We start from the raw sequence: 15,767 nt of genomic DNA, 5'->3' as shown, positions 1-15,767 counted from the left end.
GGCTTCGAAGTTGCTGGCATCATGGTCGAGGAAGACGTGTCAGGAGGTAATAAAGCTGCGCCGCATGCCGGGCGCGATTCGACGCCATCGGCCCTGTGGCGCTGACACGCGAGGAGCTGAAGAAGTATGTCGATGAGAAGGGAATCAGCGAGCGCGTCCGCATGCCTGAAGACGGTGCATCGCTAGAACTCTGAACATGTACGGGCTGGCCTTCGGGCCAGCCTTCCTGCCGCACCGAATCGCTAGCCCTTGAAGCCCTTCGCCACCAGATAGACCTCACGCGAACGCGGGCGCGAGGCTTCCGGCTTGCGGATCACCACCTTCTCGAACGAGCTGCGCACGTCCTTGAGGAACTCGTCCGAGCCTTCGCCCTGGAACACCTTGACCACATAGTTACCACCGGGTTTGAGCACCTGGCGAACCATGTCGAGGGTGAGTTCCACCAGATACATCGAGGCAGCCTGGTCGGCGGCGGCGACGCCGCTGATGTTCGGCGCGATGTCGGAGACGATCAGGTCGGGCTGCCGGCCGTCGAGCATGTCGAGGATCTGCTGGAACACGGCATCCTCGGTGAAATCGCCCTGCACGAAATCGACGTTGTCCAACCCGCCCATCGGCAGGATGTCGGTGGCCAGCACCTTGCCCTTTTCACCGACGATGCCGCCGGCCACCTGCGACCAGCCACCGGGGGCGGAACCCAGGTCCATGACCAGCATGCCGGGGCGTATCAGTTTGTCCTTCTCGTTCAGCTCGATCAGCTTGTAGCTGGAGCGCGAGCGCAAGCCATCCTTCTGCGCGCGTTTGACGAAGGGATCGTTGACGTGTTCATCCAGCCAACGACGGCTGCTTTTGGATCGTTTCATGTTAGAGCCAACCACGGAGAATCAAGGTAAGACGTGCGCCAACAGGCAGGACCCTGCGCAACTGTCGGGCAAATTGGCGGCGATTATAAGCCGATAATGCCGGCCCGCGGGCGCCGGGCGCAGCACCTGCCCCTGAAGGGCAGCCAGCGCCGCCTGACAGGCGTGCGCGTCGCCGGTACAATCCGCGCCTCATTCTCCCCTCTCAAGTTGCTTCCTCTGCCGGAGTCACCGGCCAGGATTACCGCCATGATTCGCATCACCGAACTGTCCCTGCCCCTCGAGCATCCCGCCGATGCGCTGCGCGAGGCCATCGTCAAGCGTCTGAACATCAGCGACGCCGACCTGCTGGACTTCACCGTGTTCAAGCGCAGCTACGATGCGCGCAAGAAGAACAGCGTCATCCTGTTCATCTACATCGTCGACGTTGAGGTTCGTGACGAGGCGGCGGTCCTGGCGCGCTTCGCCGACGACAACCACGTGCGTCCGGCGCCCGACACACGCTACTACCCGGTCGGTCAGGCCCCGGCCAATCTGACCGAGCGGCCGCTGGTGGTGGGCTTCGGCCCCTGTGGGCTGTTCGCCGCGCTGCTGCTCGCACAGATGGGCTTCAAGCCCATCGTGCTCGAGCGCGGCAAGGATGTGCGCAGCCGCACCAAGGACACCTGGGCCCTGTGGCGCAAGAAGACCCTCACGCCGGAATCCAACGTGCAGTTCGGCGAAGGCGGCGCCGGGCTGTTCTCGGACGGCAAGCTCTACAGCCAGATCAAGGACCCCAAGTTCTACGCCCGCAAAGTGATGCACGAGTTCGTCCGCGCCGGCGCGCCGGAAGAGATCATGTATGTCAGCAAGCCGCACATCGGTACCTTCCGCCTTACCGGCGTGGTTGCGGCGATGCGCGAGGAAATCATCGCCCTCGGTGGCGAGGTGCGCTTCGAAAGCAAGGTCACGGATCTCGTGATCGACGATGGTCAGCTCGAAGGCGTGGTGCTGGCCAGTGGCGAGACACTGCGCAGCCGCCACGTAGTGCTGGCGCTGGGCCACAGCTCGCGCGACACCTTCCGTATGCTGCACCGCCAGGGCGTGTATATCGAGGCCAAGCCATTTGCCATCGGTTTCCGTATCGAGCACCCGCAGGGCATGATCGACCAGGCCCGTCTGGGCAAGTACGCCGGCCATCCGGAGCTCGGCGCTGCAGACTACAAACTGGTCTACCACGCCAAGAACGGCCGTGCGGTCTACAGCTTCTGCATGTGCCCCGGCGGCACCGTGGTGGCCGCAACATCCGAGCCGGGGCGCGTGGTGACCAACGGCATGAGCCAGTACTCGCGTAACGAGCGCAATGCCAACGCCGGCATCGTGGTTGGCATCAACCCCGAGCAGGACTTCCCCGGCGACGCACTGGCCGGCGTGGAGCTGCAGGAGCGTCTGGAATCACGCGCTTATGCGCTGGGCGGCAGCGATTACTGCGCACCGGCGCAACTGGTCGGCGACTTCATCCGCGGCGTGCCGTCGACCGCGTTCGGCGAGGTCGAGCCCTCCTACAAGCCGGGCGTATGCCTGGGCGATCTGGCGCCGTCGCTGCCGGAGTATGCGATCGAGGCCATCCGCGAGGCGCTGCCGGCATTCGGCAAGCAGATCCGCGGTTTCGATCGCGCTGACGCAGTGCTCACCGGCATCGAAACCCGCACCTCCTCGCCGGTGCGCATCACCCGCGATAACGAGACGCTGCAAAGCCTCAACCTGCGCGGGCTGTATCCGGCCGGTGAAGGTGCGGGTTACGCCGGCGGCATTCTCTCGGCGGGCGTGGATGGCATCAAGGTCGCCGAAGCCCTGGCCAAGGCGATGATGGCTGACGCGGGCCAGTCCGAAGTGCAGAGCAACTGAGCGCCGCCTTGATGAAATTCGACGACATCAAAAAGCTGCACCAGAAAAAGTACCGGGCCGAGTTCGGACATTTTCTGGTGGAGGGCGAACATCTGGCGCTGGAGCTGCAGAAAGCCGCCCTGCACAACCCGCAGCTTGCACGCAGCGAACTGTATGTGACCAATGCCTACGAACACTGGCAAAGCCCGTTCAAGACCCACCTGATCAGCGATCGCCAGATGGCGCAGATCGCCGACACCAAGACCCCGCAGGGCATCGTTGCGCTGGTACCGATGCCGGCGACAGGCGCGTCGCTTGCTGCGCCCGTCGCAGGCGAGCGCGCCATCTACCTGCATGAAATACAGGACCCGGGCAACCTCGGTACCATCCTGCGCACCCTGGCCTGGTTCGGCAATTTTCGCTGCCTGCTCAGCCCCGGCAGCGTCGACCCGTACAACCCGAAAGTCGTGCGTTCGAGCATGGGCGCGATCTTTCATGCGCCGATGGAGCTAGATGTGGAGTTGGACTCCTTGCGCACGCGCTTCGAGCGCATCGCCTGCCTGGATATGCACGGCGAGCCCGTGCGATCGGCGGGTTTCAGGGCTTTCGATTGCTACCTGTTCGGCAATGAAGCCCGCGGCGTGCCCCGTGATCAGCTGAACGCACTCGACGCTCAGCCATTCACCATCCCCGGTTGCGGCGCCATCGAGTCGCTGAATCTGGCCGCCACGGTCAACATGTGTGCGTACGAACTCAGCAGATAGCCCTCCCAGGCGTTGAATGCCTGCTCCCGGAAACGCCTTCATGGCATCCCGCAGCGATCTGGCAGTGCGATTGCGAGCCCGCGAGTCATCGCGCTTGGAGTACGAGACTCGGAATAATTCCACCCGTTTGCACGAGTTAACAGTTTTGCGCTTGCTCCGGCGCCAATCGATGACAGTCGCACACGCCCAACGCATCATGCCCGCTCGACGCCGTGCCGCAGGGCCCACGCATGCAACCGACCCTTTCTGACTCATTGCTGGACTACGCCGGGCAAAGCTCGCCCGGGCGCAGGCGCAACCATAATGAAGATGCGCTGCTCTGCGCGCCGCAGCTCGGGCTTTGGGCAATCGCCGACGGCATGGGCGGGCACCAGTGCGGAGAGATCGCAAGCAGCCTGGCACTGTCTGCATTGCACAAAGCGATTGAAGATGGCGAGTCGCTGCAGACTGCGGTCCAGCAGGCCAACCAGGCGGTACTGGAAGAAGCCGTAGACGATGGCATGGGTACCACGCTGGTGGCTGCGCAGTTCAATGGCGCGGATTTCGAGCTCACCTGGGTCGGTGACAGCCGGGCCTATCTGGTCAGCGCCAACGGCATCGAACAGCTGACCCGGGACCACAGCTGGGTGCAGATGATGATCGATGCGGGCGAGCTGAAACCCGCCGAAGCCGAGGGCCACGCCTGGCGCAACATCATCCTGCGTTGCCTGGGACGGGAAGCACCGCTGGAGATCGGCACCGGCAGCGGCACCTTGAAGCCCGACGAACTGCTTCTGCTGTGCAGCGATGGCCTGACCAACGAGCTGACCGACGCGCAGATCCACGCCACCTGCACCTTTGCCGACACGCTGGAAAATCTGGTCGAACAGCTGATCGACCAGGCGAACGCTCATGGCGGTCGCGACAACATCAGCTGCATCGTGATCGGCCGAACCAGCCCGCCACCTGCAGCCGAGTCCCGCGGGCGCCGCTTCATCAACATGCTGCTCAAACCCCTCAAGTCGTAACCAGGCACGAGTTTCTATGACGCATCGGATGCTGGAAATACCGGGCTATCGCCTGCACAAGCGACTCGGGAAAGGCGGGATGGCCGAAGTCTACCTGGCCACCCAGCTATCGCTGGATCGCGAGGTAGCCGTCAAGGTACTGCTGCGCACCGAGGACGCAGCGTTCACCGAACGCTTTATCCAGGAAGGCCATATCGTCGCCTCGCTGCGCCATCCGGCCATCATCACCATTCACGATATCGGCCAGATCGCCGATGGCCGGCATTACCTGGCCATGGAGTACATCGGTGGTGGCGATCTGGCGCAGCACCGCGGCATCGTTTTCTCACCGTCCCGGGCGTTGGACATCATCCGCCAGCTGGCCGGTGGCCTGGCAGTGGTGCACGACGGCGGACTGGTTCATCGCGACGTGAAGCCGGCCAATATCCTCTTCCGCGACGATGGCAGCGTCGTGCTCACCGATTTCGGCGTGGCCAAGTCGGTCGAACTGGACAACGAACTCACGCATTTCGGCATTGCCGTCGGCAGCCCGGCTTACAGCAGCCCGGAACAGGCCCAGTGCCAACCGTTGGACGCACGCAGCGACATCTACAGCCTCGGGGTGATCCTCGCCGAGATGCTCACCGGGACCAATCCGTTCCGCGCCAGCAGCTATCCGCAAACCGTGCTCAACCACCTGCAGATGCCCATCCCGTTGCTGCCGCCAGCGCTGGCACCCTATCAGCCGCTGCTCGACCGCATGCTGGCCAAGCAGCCGGCCGAGCGCTTCGCCAGCTGTCGCGAACTGCTGGCCGCCATCGACACCCTCACCGAGCCGGACATGGACCAGACGCGCATCGCGCCGGCACTGCTCATGGAACCCCAAGCACAGCCCCGACGCCGGCGACAGCGTCGTGCTATTGGCCGCTGGGCGACGGTGGCTGCGGTGCTTGCGTTGGCAATAGGCGCACTGGGCGTGGGCGGCTATCAATGGTTTCAGTACAGCCAGATCAGTGAGTTCCTCACCCGCGCCGAGTCGCGCCTGGGCGAAGGACAGCTGACCGCACCGGCGTACGACAATGCCGACTACTACTTCCGCCAGGCCCTGCGCCTGGACGCGGACAATGCAGAGGCCCTCGACGGCTTGCGCCGTGTCCTCGATGCCCGCATCGCCCAGGCCCTGAAACTGGCGGCGCAGCGACTGGCAGATGATCAACTGCTGGAACCGGCCGAGGACAGCGCCGTGCATTACTACCAGCAGGTGCTTGGCTGGCTGCCGGAGCATCAGGTGGCGCGCGACGGATTGGCCCGGGTCAGCGAACGCTATGTCGAGCTCGCCGAAGCGGCATATGGCAGACGCGAATACGCATTGGCTCTGGAATACATTGAGCAGGGACTGGAAGCCTCACCGGCGTACGCACCGCTGCTGGCGCTGCACGACGCGCATGCCCAGCGTGTCGCCAAGGCAAGAGCACCGCGACCGGTGCCGCGTACCGCTGCCAGTAGCTCGCGCACCCCACCCGCCACCACGCAGACCTCGCAGGCGCCGGCCAATCCGGTCAAGCGCCTGTGGAATCGGATATTCAACTGATGATCACGCCCGATCGCCTGGCTCATGCCTGCGATCGCTCCCGCTCAAGGTAACGCAGACATGCTCAGAATCCACTTCGCAGACAATCGTCAGAGCCCTGTCTGGCTTGCCGATGAACGCTTCACCCTCGGTTCGGACCGCGCCAACAGGCTGGTGATAAGCGATGCCGGCGTAGCGCCCTTTCACGCCGAGCTGATACTGGAAAACCGCTTCTACTACCTGACCGACCTCGGCACGCCAGGCGGCACCTACGTCAATGACGAAAAGATCGGCGAGCGCTATCAGATCCGCTCTGGCGACCGCGTACGACTCGGAGCGCTGGAGCTGGAGATCGTCGATCCGGCCAAGGTCGGCGCCAAGGTGGCGGCGGCGCCTCGCTGGCTGCTGCAGGTGGTCAAGGGCGAAAACCAGGGACACAAGTACCACATCACCGGTTCGATGACCTTTGGCCGCTCGGTCAAATGCGAGCTCTGCTTCAGCGATGCCGAGCTGTCCCGCCGCCATGCGGAGTTCTATCTCAAGGGCGACGTGCTGGAAGTGAAGGACCTGGCCTCAGCCAACGGTTTGCTGGTCAACCGTGAAAAGGTCACCACGGCCGTCCTGCAGCCGGGCGATCAGATACAGCTGGGCAACACCACGCTTTTGGTGATCGGCCCCAAGGTGAGTGCGCCGGAAATCGTCGATGAAGACGCCACCGTGTTCGTCCGCGCGGCGGACCTGCCCGTCCCCTCCCAGCCCAAGCCGGCACGACCACGTCCGGCGACGCCCAATCCGCTGCACGCCGCGGCAATGACTCCGGCAGAAGCGGCAGCGCGCACGGAGAATCCCGGCAGATCCGGCTCGCGCCTGGGCTGGCTGCTCGGCGCGCTGGCGCTGGCAGTTGTCGCCGGAATTGTCGCGCAGCGGTTGGTCTAGCGGCTGCCAGCCTGTTTTCACGGGAGGGGTTTTCGCCTCATTTCAGGACTCGACGGGAGCGTTTTTGCGGCACTCCCGCTCGGGCAGCCCGCAAGGCTTTCGCTCCTTCCACAATCAGCAGCGCTATCGCCGTCCAGATCGCCACATAGGTCAGCCATTGATCCGAAGCGATGCTTTCGCCAAGCAGCAGCGCCACGGCGACCAGCAGCACCGGTTCGACATAGCTGAGCAGGCCGAACAGTGCGAGATCCAGATGTTTGCTGGCGACGATCATCAGCGCCAGGGCCAGGGCACTGAGCGCACCCAGGCCGATGATCAGAAGCAGCAGCGCCGGGCTCGCTGCGAGCTGTTGCAGGGTCTCTCGGTCGGAGAAGGCAAACAGCGCGGCGACCGGCAGGCTGATGATCAGGTCGACCCAGAGCCCGCCGAGACTGGCGGTGCCAATCCAGCGGCGCAGGACGAAGTAGCAGGGATAACCGAGGGCAACGGCGAGTACCGGCCATGACAGTGACGAAGCCAGCAGCAGCTGGTTGCCGACACCCACAGCCGCCAGCAAACAGGCCAGGCGCTGCAATCGACTGATCGCCTCACCGAAGACCAGGCGGCCGGTGAGTACCAGCGTCAGCGGCAGCAGGAAGTAGCCGAGCGAGACGTCCAGGCCGTGGCCGTTGATCGGCGCCCACATGAATAGCCAGAGCTGCAGACCGACCAGCGCCGAGGACAGCGGCAGCGCGAGCCACAGTCGCGGTTCGACCGGTACACGCAGGAGGATCTCGCGGACCTCACCCCAGCGGCCGATGGCGAGCAGCAGCAACGCCAGGCAAGGCGCAGTCAGCAGAATGCGCCAGCCGTAGATCTGCTGACCGCTCAACGGTTCGAGCAGCGAGGTGTAGTAGTACAGCGTGGCGAAGAGCGTCGATGCGGCGAGCGAGCCGGCGACGCCCGCCAGCCTGTTGCGAGTTTCCATGGGCTTCCTGCGATTGACGATTCGTGCCAGCCCCGACCTCAGGGCTCGACCTGGCTCCACTGCTTGTTTAGACGCTTGTCCGAAACCGCCATCCTGGTGCCGAGCTGCTGCGCCCAGAGCGAGACGCGATACTCCTCGAGCATCCAGCGATACAGTGCCAGCTCGGCATCGCGCTTGCCTTCCTGCAGGTGCTTGTTCAGGCGCGTCTGGTACTGCTCCCAGTAGCCGGCCAGCTCGCCGGACCAGACCCGATCACGCTGCAGCTGCGCGCCGATCTTCTCGAAGCGTTGCTCGATGGCCTTGAGGTAGCGGGGATACTCCTTCAGCCACTCGGCAGGTGTCTCGCGAACAAAGCCCGGATAGACCAGATTGCCCAGCTGCGCCTTGATGTCGTTGAGCGCCACCGCCTGGGCCAGGTCGATCTTGCCCTTGAAGCGCTTCTGCAGGCCGTGCCAGTGCTTGAGGATTTCCAGTGTCAGACGTGCCAGGCGCTCGGCATGTGCAGTCCAGTCGCCGCGTTTGCGCTCGGCGAGCGACGCCAGCGCGGCGCCATCACGCGGCAGCTGGGCTTCGCCGTCAAGGATGCAGCTGTCGAGGCTGGCCAGCAGGATGTCCTCGACCAGCGCATCGACCTTGCCCATGTCGCGGTAGAGCAGGCCCAGCTCGGTAAGGCCCGGCAGCTTGTTGCGCAGGTACTTGGCCGGCTCCGCCAGCTGCTGCAGCAACAGGCGCTGCAGCGCGCGGCGGTGTTGCCACTCGGCCTCGGCCTGGGTTGGAAAGCGCCCTTCCTTGACCACCCCTGCCTCTTCCACCAGCGCCGGGTAGACCGTCATCGACAGCCCGGCCATCTTCGCCTGGGCCTTTTCTGCGACCTGGGCAAAACCCTTGGCTTCGACCGGCTTCTGTTCGGCCTTCTGCTGCGGCGGCGCCAGGGCGGCCTGGCTGGCCTCGGCGAAGCGTGCGGTCAGCTCGGCCAGGTCGCGGCCTTCACCAAGAAACTTGCCACGGGCGTCGACCACCTCGATGTTCATCTTCAGGTGGCTCTCCAGCCCGGCTGCCGCTTCGGCCCACGCATCATCCGATACGCGCGCGCCGGTCATGCGCAGCAGCTCGCGACCCAGCGCCTCGGGCAGCGAGCCTTCACCAAAAGCGATCCTGGCCAGCGCAGCGCCAACGAAATCCGGCACCGGCACGAAGTTCTTGCGCAGGGCCTTGGGCAGGTTGCGCACCAGGGCCACCGCCTTGGTTTCCAGCAAGCCGGGCACCAGCCAGTCGAGCCGCTCGCTGCGCAATTGCGGCAGCAGCGGCGCCGGTACGCGCAGGGTCACGCCGTCGCGCGGGTGGTTGGGCTCGAAATGGTATTCCAGCGGCAACTGCAGCTCGCCGATGCGCAGGTAATCCGGGTACTGCGCGGCGGTGACCTCGCTGGCCTCGCGGGCGAGCACGTCTTCCTCACGCATGATCAGCAGCTGCGGGTTCTTCGCACTTTCGCGCTTGTACCAGTTCTCGAAGCTGGCGGTCTGGTAGATGTCCGCCGGCAGGCGCGCATCGTAGTAGTCGAACAGGGTTTCCTCGTCGGCGAGGATGTCGCGGCGCCGCGCCTTGGCTTCCAGCTCGTCGAGACGTTCGAGCAGCTCGCGATTGGCGCTGAGCGCGCGGGCGCGGCTGTTGATCTCGCCGCGCACCAGCCCTTCGCGGATGAACAGCTCGCGGGCAGCGGGCGGGTCGATGGGGCCGTAATGCACCGGTCGACGGCCGACGACGATCATGCCGTAAAGCGTTACCTGCTCGTAGGCCACCACTTGGCCGCGCTTCTTCTCCCAGTGCGGCTCGAAGTGATTCTTCTTGATCAGATGCCCGGCCAGCGGCTCGATCCAGTCCGGCTCGATCTTGGCGACCATGCGCGCGAACAGCTTGGTGGTTTCCACCAGTTCCGCGGCCATCAGCCAGTTGGGCTTCTTGCGGCCGATCACGCTGGAGGGATGCACCCAGAAGCGCCGCTGGCGGGCGCCGAGGAAGTCGCCCTCCTCGGTCTTGTTGCCGATCTGGCTGAGCAGGCCGGCGAGGATGGCCTTGTGCACCGAGGCGTAGCTCTTGGCCTTCTGCGCGGCCTCGCTGGCTTCGGCCTGCTGGCGGAGGATGACGTTGACCTTGGTGTCCTTGGTCGGTGCGGGTTGAGTGCTGACCCCCGCCGAAAGCGCGGAAGAGGCTTCGCCGTCTTCCACCCTACGTGCCTTATCGGCGTGCGCTGCTTGCCCGGAGCCATCCGCCGACCTGCCCGAACCAAGCTTGAGCTCCCGGGCGATGAGCGTCAGCTGGCGATGGGCGTCGCGCCACTCACGCAGACGCAGGTAGTTGAGGAAGTTCTTCCGGCACCAGGTGCGCAGAGGGTTGGAGCCCAGCTCCTGGCGCTTTTCCTCGAAACCGCGCCAGAGATTGATCAGCGCGGCAAAGTCCGAGTCCGGGTCCTTCCACTGCGCATGGGCCTGGTCGGCTGCCTGCTGACGGTCGGCCGGACGCTCGCGCACGTCCTGCACCGAGAGTGCGCTGGCAACGATCAGGACTTCGGCGAGGCTGCCCTGCTGTGCAGCTTCGAGGAGCATGCGACCAAGCCGCGGGTCGATCGGCAGGCGCGCCAGCTGGCGACCCATTGGGGTCAGCTGGTTTTCGCGATTGACCGCCGAGAGTTCCTGCAACAGGTTGAAGCCGTCGCTGATGGCCTTGCCATCCGGCGGCTCGATAAAGGGGAAATCCTGGATATCCCCCAGGCGCAGATGCAGCATCTGCAGGATCACCGCGGCGAGGTTGGTGCGCAGGATCTCCGGATCGGTGAATTCCGGCCGGCCGAGGAAGTCTTCCTCGCTGTACAGCCGAATGCAGATACCCGGTTCGACCCGTCCGCAGCGACCCTTGCGCTGGTTGGCGCTGGCCTGTGACACCGCCTCGATCGGCAGGCGCTGAACCTTGGCGCGGTAGCTGTAGCGGCTGATGCGCGCGGTGCCGGAATCGATCACGTAGCGAATACCGGGCACGGTCAGCGACGTCTCGGCGACGTTGGTGGCCAGCACGATCTTGCGCCCCGGTCGCGGCTGGAAGATTTTCTGTTGCTCGGCCGGCGTCAGCCGCGCATACAGCGGCAGCACCTCGGTGAACTTCAGATTGGCCTTGCGCAGCACCTCGGCGGCGTCGCGAATCTCGCGCTCGCCGGGCAGGAACACCAGCACGTCGCCGGGGCGCTTGCCCACGCTCTGCTCGTGGGCCGTAATTTCGTCCAGCGCGGCGAGGATACCCTGGTCGACGGTCAGATCATCCTCGACCCGGTTGCCATCCTCGTCGATCTCGGCCGCCAGTGGCCGATACCAGGTCTCCACCGGGTAGGTACGCCCGGATACCTCGACGATGGGTGCACCGTCGAAGTGCTCGGAAAAGCGCTGCAGGTCGATAGTCGCCGAAGTGATGATGACCTTCAGGTCCGGCCGCCGCGGCAGCAGGGTCTTGAGGAAGCCGAGCAGGAAATCGATGTTCAGCGAACGCTCGTGCGCCTCGTCGACGATGATGGTGTCGTAACGCTCGAGGAAGCGATCGTGCTGCGTCTCGGCCAGCAGGATGCCGTCGGTCATCAGCTTGATCAGCGAGCTGTCCTTGCTCTGATCCTCGAAGCGCACCTGATAACCCACCAGCTCGCCGAGTGGCGTGCCGATTTCCTCGGCCACCCGCGTGGCGACGCTGCGTGCCGCGAGCCGGCGCGGCTGGGTATGGCCGATCAGCCCGTGTACACCACGGCCGATCTCCAGACAGATCTTCGGCAGCTGGGTGGTCTTGCCCGAGCCGGTCTCACCGGCGATCACCAGCACCTGATGCTTTTCCAGCGCGGCCTTGATCTCGTCGCGCTTGGCCGCGATCGGCAGGCTGTCGTCGTAGCGAATGCTCGGAACACTCCGACGGCGCGCCTCGACCTTGGCTACGGAGGCCTGAAAACGTTCCAGCCATTGGGCGAGCTTGGCCTCGTCCGGTTGCTTTCTCAGCTCATGCAGCTGCCGGCGCAGGCGATGGCGATCAGCGAACAGGGCCTGGTCGAGATTCTTCAGCAGGGTATCGATAGCGGGCGTTGCGTCGGTCATGGACAGCCGTGGGGCAATTCGAGAAGGGCGCGATTGTCGCAGATTTGAACGGCCGGCCGAAGGGAAAGGGGTGTTTGGAGGGAACCGCGCCGGCTGGCCGGCGCGGTATTCAGGCGATCAACGGATCCAGTGACCCCAGCGCGACTTCTCCTGCACTTGCTGGATGCGCATGGTGCCGATGCTCTGCTCGGCCGCTGCGGCGATCTCGTCATCGATCATCTTGGTCGACAGCGAGAGCCAGCTGGTGGCGAAGGCCAGCGCATCGCCATGCAGCTCCAGGGCTTCGGTGGAGATGTTGCCCAGGTTGTCGCACGGCGTGTGATAGCACTGATCGAACGACTCCCCGGCGATGCCGCCATAACGCTGCGCCTGCTCCTCGGTCTTGATGTCCTCGGCCCCGGTGAACAGTCCGCCGAAGGCGATGCCGTCTTCGAAGAACTGCGCGTAGTCGGAGCGGAAGTCGATCTCGGTGCCTTCAGACGGCGCATTGCGCAGCTGGAAGTAGGTGCGCAACAGGCGTTCGATGGCGGCCGAGCCGGGTGGACCCTGCAGGCCGAAGTCGGAGCCGTCGCCGTCATAGATGAAGTTGGCGTAGTTCGGCGAACCGATCATATCGACGTTCAGGTAGGCCTTGATGCGCCGCTTCTGCTCATCCGGCAATTGCGTGACGTAGTAAGTCGAGCCGACCAGCCCGGACTCCTCGGCGCCCCACCAGGCGAAACGCACCTTGTTCTCCGGCCGGGCCTTGCTCATCAGCAGTGCCATTTCCAGCAGCGCGGCGCTGCCGGAACCGTTGTCGTTGATGCCGGCACCCTCGAATACCGAATCCAGGTGCGCGCCGACCATGATCACGTTGCTCGGATCGCCGCGGCGGGTTTCGGCCAGCAGGTTGTAGGTCTCGGTCTGCTCGCGCACCACATCGACGTTCATGCTCAGCTGCAGGCCCGCGGTCTGCGACCAGGCCACGCCGTTGTCGTAGGTGGAGAACATCACCGGGATGCCGCCGCTATAGTCCTCGCCCAAGGTCGCGACCAGCAGCCCCTTGCGGTCCTCGGTGTCGCCCTGATTGAAGATGATTGCCCCCGCCGCACCGGCCGCCGCGGCATTGGTCGCCTTCTGCCCGAACGGGCAGGTGCCGCGCTGCATCAGCGCGATGGCACCGGCCGGGAACCCGGCGAAGTCCTCCGGTTCGCAACCGCTGGTAGACGTGTTGCCGGCACCGAGCGCCAGGTCAACCGGCACCACCGGTGCGGTGACGTTGCCAGGGTCGGTCTGATCGGCATAGGAGAAATCCTCTTCCCAAACGTACTGCACCGGCTGTGGCGCCACGGCGCTCAGCGTGCCAGGGCTGACCGGATAGAAGGCGAGGAAGGGAAAGGCCTGTACCTCGACCCGATAGCCTGCCCGCTGCAGGCGGCTGCGGACATAGTCGATCGAGGCCTGATAGCCAGGCTGACCGGACGCACGATTGCCGTCATTCATCGTGGCGATATCCTGCAGCGCCTCCAGATGCTTCATGACGTTGCTCGCCTGCATGCAGCGCGGCAGACCGACCGGCGTGCCGACCAGCAGTGGCGAACGGCAAAGCGCGGCGTTCGGCTTGTCCGGCGACCAGAAGTCATTGAATTGAGCGGTGTCTACCTGCGGCGCCGCGAAAGCGGCACTGCCGGTAAGTAATGCGAGAGAAGCAACTACCCGAACAGCATTGTTTTTCTTGTGCATGGGTAACTCATCCTTGCAACGGATTGATGGGCAGGCCGCCTGTGGCTTGCGCCATCGTCCCCTACAGCATTAAGCGGACGCGGCCATAGGGAGCTAGACCGAACGGTTGCCGTCTCGGTTCTGAGACAGCCGCCCGCCGGTAGCACCGTTTATCGGGATGAGGGAACTTCGCTGGAGATCACCGGCGTTCGGAAAGGAATTCCGTGCCTTGGCGGCAGGCATTGCACCTGCCGCCCAGCTGCATCAGATGCGGAACTGACCCACCAGCTTCTGCAAGCGCTCGGCTAGCCCATTGAGCTCGCGCGATGTCTGCGCACCCTGCGCGGCATCGCTGGCCACCCCATCCACCGCATCGGCGATGTGATGCACGCTGCGGTTGATCTCCTCGGCCACCGCGGTCTGCTCCTCGGCGGCGGCAGCGATCTGCGCGTTCATCGAGTTGATCGTGCCGATCAATGCAGAGATCGCATCCAGCGACTCACCCGCCTGGTTGGCCTGATCACGGGTGCTCTCGCCTTTCTCGCCGGCGCGCAACATGGTGGAGACAGTGTTCGAGGTCGCGCTCTGCAGGCGGTCGATCATGCCCTGGATCTCCCCGGTGCTCTGCTGCGTGCGACTGGCCAGGGCACGGACCTCATCGGCAACCACGGCGAAACCACGGCCGGCCTCACCGGCACGTGCCGCCTCGATGGCCGCGTTGAGTGCGAGCAGATTGGTCTGCTCGGCAATCGCGCGGATCACATCGAGCACGCCGACGATGCCCTTCACGTCCTGCTGCAAGCCTTCCAGCGACTCGCCACTGCCACGCAGCTCGCCAACCAGTTCATGGATCTGACGGATGCTCTGATCCACCACCTGCTTGGCTGCAACGCCCTGCTGATCGGTCTCCCGCGCCGCTTCGGCGGCACGCTGGGCGCTCATTGCCACTTCATGCGCCGCGGCGGACATCTCGTTGATGGCCGTGGCGACCTGATCGGTCTCGCTGCGCTGATCGGCCATCGCCTGCTCGGAGCGCTGTGCCTGACTGGCTACCGCGCCGACCAGACCGCTGAGCTGGGTGGTGGTGCCGGCGACCTGCTGTACCAGCGAATGGATCTTCTCGACGAAACGATTGAACGACATCGCCAGCTCACCCAGCTCGTCCTGGCTGGTGATCGGCAGGCGCTGGGTCAGGTCGCCGTCGCCCTGAGCCATATCGTCCAGGTTGCGCTTGATCAGCAGCAGCGGGCTCAAAAGTGCGTTGCTCATGAAAATGGCCAACAGTGCCATCAGCACCAGCAGCGCGAATGCCGACACGAGCATGATGGTCACCAGGCCGTCGATGCGCTTCTGAAATTCTGCCCGCGCGGCCTGCACGTCGCGCTCGACACCGTCGAGGTTCAACGAGGTACCGAAGACCATCTTCCACTTCGGCAGGAACTCGGCATACCCCACCTTCGGCACCAGCTCGCTGCTGTTGCCCAGCACGAAGCTGTAATCGACATAGCGGCTACCGTCCTGCCCCGCCCGCACCAGCTCACGGATGGCGTAGACGCCGTTGGGATCGCGGTAGTCATAGAAGCTTTGGCCGATCTTGTCCTTGGTATTGCCTTGCAGAATGCGTACGGCCTGGGTGTCGTAACCCCAGAAATAGCCGTCCTTGCCGTAAGAAAGCCGTTCGAGAATGGCCACGGCCTGATCACGGGCCTGCATGTCGCCCTCGGCGGAGCGCTCGTAGATCGGGCCGATGGCATTGCGCGCCAGCTCGACGTAATGCTTGAGTTCGGCGCGGCGGTCCTGGATGAGGCTGTCACGGGTGTGCGCTTCCTGCTGTTCGGCAAGGCTCTGCAACTCATACACCGCAATCCCGCTGAGCAGGATCGCAAGCAGCAGAATCGGGCCCAGCGCGAGCAGCAGCAACTTCATTCGTAGACGAAGATTGGAAAGCATATGGTTCGATCCCGTAGGTACGTTGAGCGGAATAAATGCGACAGAA

Annotated in this window: 10 protein-coding genes; 5 read left to right on the top strand and 5 right to left on the bottom strand. The window is 64.5% G+C overall.

The window, feature by feature from the left end; all coding sequences use genetic code 11:
- Positions 1-242: 242 nt before the first annotated feature.
- Positions 243-863, bottom strand: coding sequence for a 23S rRNA (uridine(2552)-2'-O)-methyltransferase RlmE (rlmE, locus tag PSEST_RS06570; RefSeq protein WP_015276215.1), 621 nt, complete (start codon positions 861-863; stop codon positions 243-245).
- Between the two features lie 246 nt (positions 864-1,109).
- Here rlmE and PSEST_RS06565 point away from each other — a divergent pair, with 246 nt between their 5' ends.
- The 5 genes from PSEST_RS06565 to PSEST_RS06545 all read left to right on the top strand — a co-directional run bounded on the left by PSEST_RS06565 (position 1,110) and on the right by PSEST_RS06545 (position 6,982).
- Positions 1,110-2,747, top strand: a complete 1,638-nt coding sequence (locus PSEST_RS06565; protein ID WP_015276214.1) for an NAD(P)/FAD-dependent oxidoreductase — start codon at positions 1,110-1,112, stop codon at positions 2,745-2,747.
- Positions 2,748-2,758: 11 nt separating this feature from the next.
- Positions 2,759-3,490: a TrmH family RNA methyltransferase gene (locus PSEST_RS06560; protein ID WP_015276213.1), complete on the top strand. Its 732-nt coding sequence runs from the start codon at positions 2,759-2,761 to the stop codon at positions 3,488-3,490.
- Between the two features lie 230 nt (positions 3,491-3,720).
- A complete protein-coding gene (locus PSEST_RS06555) occupies positions 3,721-4,497 on the top strand; it encodes a PP2C family protein-serine/threonine phosphatase (RefSeq protein WP_015276212.1) in 777 nt (258 codons plus the stop codon).
- A 16-nt stretch (positions 4,498-4,513) separates the two neighbouring features.
- Positions 4,514-6,067 (top strand): serine/threonine-protein kinase, encoded by a 1,554-nt coding sequence (locus PSEST_RS06550; protein ID WP_015276211.1) that lies wholly within the window; start codon positions 4,514-4,516, stop codon positions 6,065-6,067.
- A 60-nt stretch (positions 6,068-6,127) separates the two neighbouring features.
- Positions 6,128-6,982, top strand: a complete 855-nt coding sequence (locus PSEST_RS06545) for an FHA domain-containing protein (protein WP_015276210.1) — start codon at positions 6,128-6,130, stop codon at positions 6,980-6,982.
- Between the two features lie 37 nt (positions 6,983-7,019).
- Here PSEST_RS06545 and rarD read toward each other — a convergent pair whose 3' ends face one another.
- From rarD to PSEST_RS06525, 4 genes are all read right to left on the bottom strand, one after another.
- On the bottom strand, positions 7,020-7,949 hold the full coding sequence (gene rarD, locus PSEST_RS06540; RefSeq protein WP_015276209.1) for an EamA family transporter RarD: 930 nt from the start codon (positions 7,947-7,949) through the stop codon (positions 7,020-7,022).
- 38 nt (positions 7,950-7,987) lie between these two features.
- Positions 7,988-12,070: an ATP-dependent RNA helicase HrpA gene (gene hrpA / locus PSEST_RS06535; RefSeq protein ID WP_015276208.1), complete on the bottom strand. Its 4,083-nt coding sequence runs from the start codon at positions 12,068-12,070 to the stop codon at positions 7,988-7,990.
- A gap of 117 nt (positions 12,071-12,187) precedes the next feature.
- The gene (locus tag PSEST_RS06530; RefSeq protein WP_015276207.1) at positions 12,188-13,792 is read right to left on the bottom strand and encodes a M28 family metallopeptidase; all 1,605 of its coding nucleotides are present in this window, start codon (positions 13,790-13,792) and stop codon (positions 12,188-12,190) included.
- A 243-nt stretch (positions 13,793-14,035) separates the two neighbouring features.
- Complete coding sequence (locus tag PSEST_RS06525) at positions 14,036-15,721, bottom strand: methyl-accepting chemotaxis protein (RefSeq protein WP_041756515.1); 1,686 nt, start codon at positions 15,719-15,721, stop codon at positions 14,036-14,038.
- Between the last annotated feature and the right edge of the window lie 46 nt (positions 15,722-15,767).

The organism is Stutzerimonas stutzeri RCH2 (assembly GCF_000327065.1).
Lineage (GTDB): Bacteria > Pseudomonadota > Gammaproteobacteria > Pseudomonadales > Pseudomonadaceae > Stutzerimonas > Stutzerimonas stutzeri_AE.
The sequence above is the reverse complement of the archived record's forward strand: the minus strand, read 5'-3'. Positions and strand labels throughout refer to the sequence as shown.

Excerpts from the sequence above, each read along its gene's own strand:
- rlmE (WP_015276215.1), bottom strand. The coding sequence starts at position 863 with ATGAAACGATCCAAAAGCAGCCGTCGTTGGCTGGATGAACACGTCAAC.
- PSEST_RS06565 (WP_015276214.1), top strand. The coding sequence starts at position 1,110 with ATGATTCGCATCACCGAACTGTCCCTGCCCCTCGAGCATCCCGCCGAT.
- PSEST_RS06560 (WP_015276213.1), top strand. The coding sequence starts at position 2,759 with ATGAAATTCGACGACATCAAAAAGCTGCACCAGAAAAAGTACCGGGCC.
- PSEST_RS06555 (WP_015276212.1), top strand. The coding sequence starts at position 3,721 with ATGCAACCGACCCTTTCTGACTCATTGCTGGACTACGCCGGGCAAAGC.
- PSEST_RS06550 (WP_015276211.1), top strand. The coding sequence starts at position 4,514 with ATGACGCATCGGATGCTGGAAATACCGGGCTATCGCCTGCACAAGCGA.
- PSEST_RS06545 (WP_015276210.1), top strand. The coding sequence starts at position 6,128 with ATGCTCAGAATCCACTTCGCAGACAATCGTCAGAGCCCTGTCTGGCTT.
- rarD (WP_015276209.1), bottom strand. The coding sequence starts at position 7,949 with ATGGAAACTCGCAACAGGCTGGCGGGCGTCGCCGGCTCGCTCGCCGCA.
- hrpA (WP_015276208.1), bottom strand. The coding sequence starts at position 12,070 with ATGACCGACGCAACGCCCGCTATCGATACCCTGCTGAAGAATCTCGAC.
- PSEST_RS06530 (WP_015276207.1), bottom strand. The coding sequence starts at position 13,792 with ATGCACAAGAAAAACAATGCTGTTCGGGTAGTTGCTTCTCTCGCATTA.
- PSEST_RS06525 (WP_041756515.1), bottom strand. The coding sequence starts at position 15,721 with ATGCTTTCCAATCTTCGTCTACGAATGAAGTTGCTGCTGCTCGCGCTG.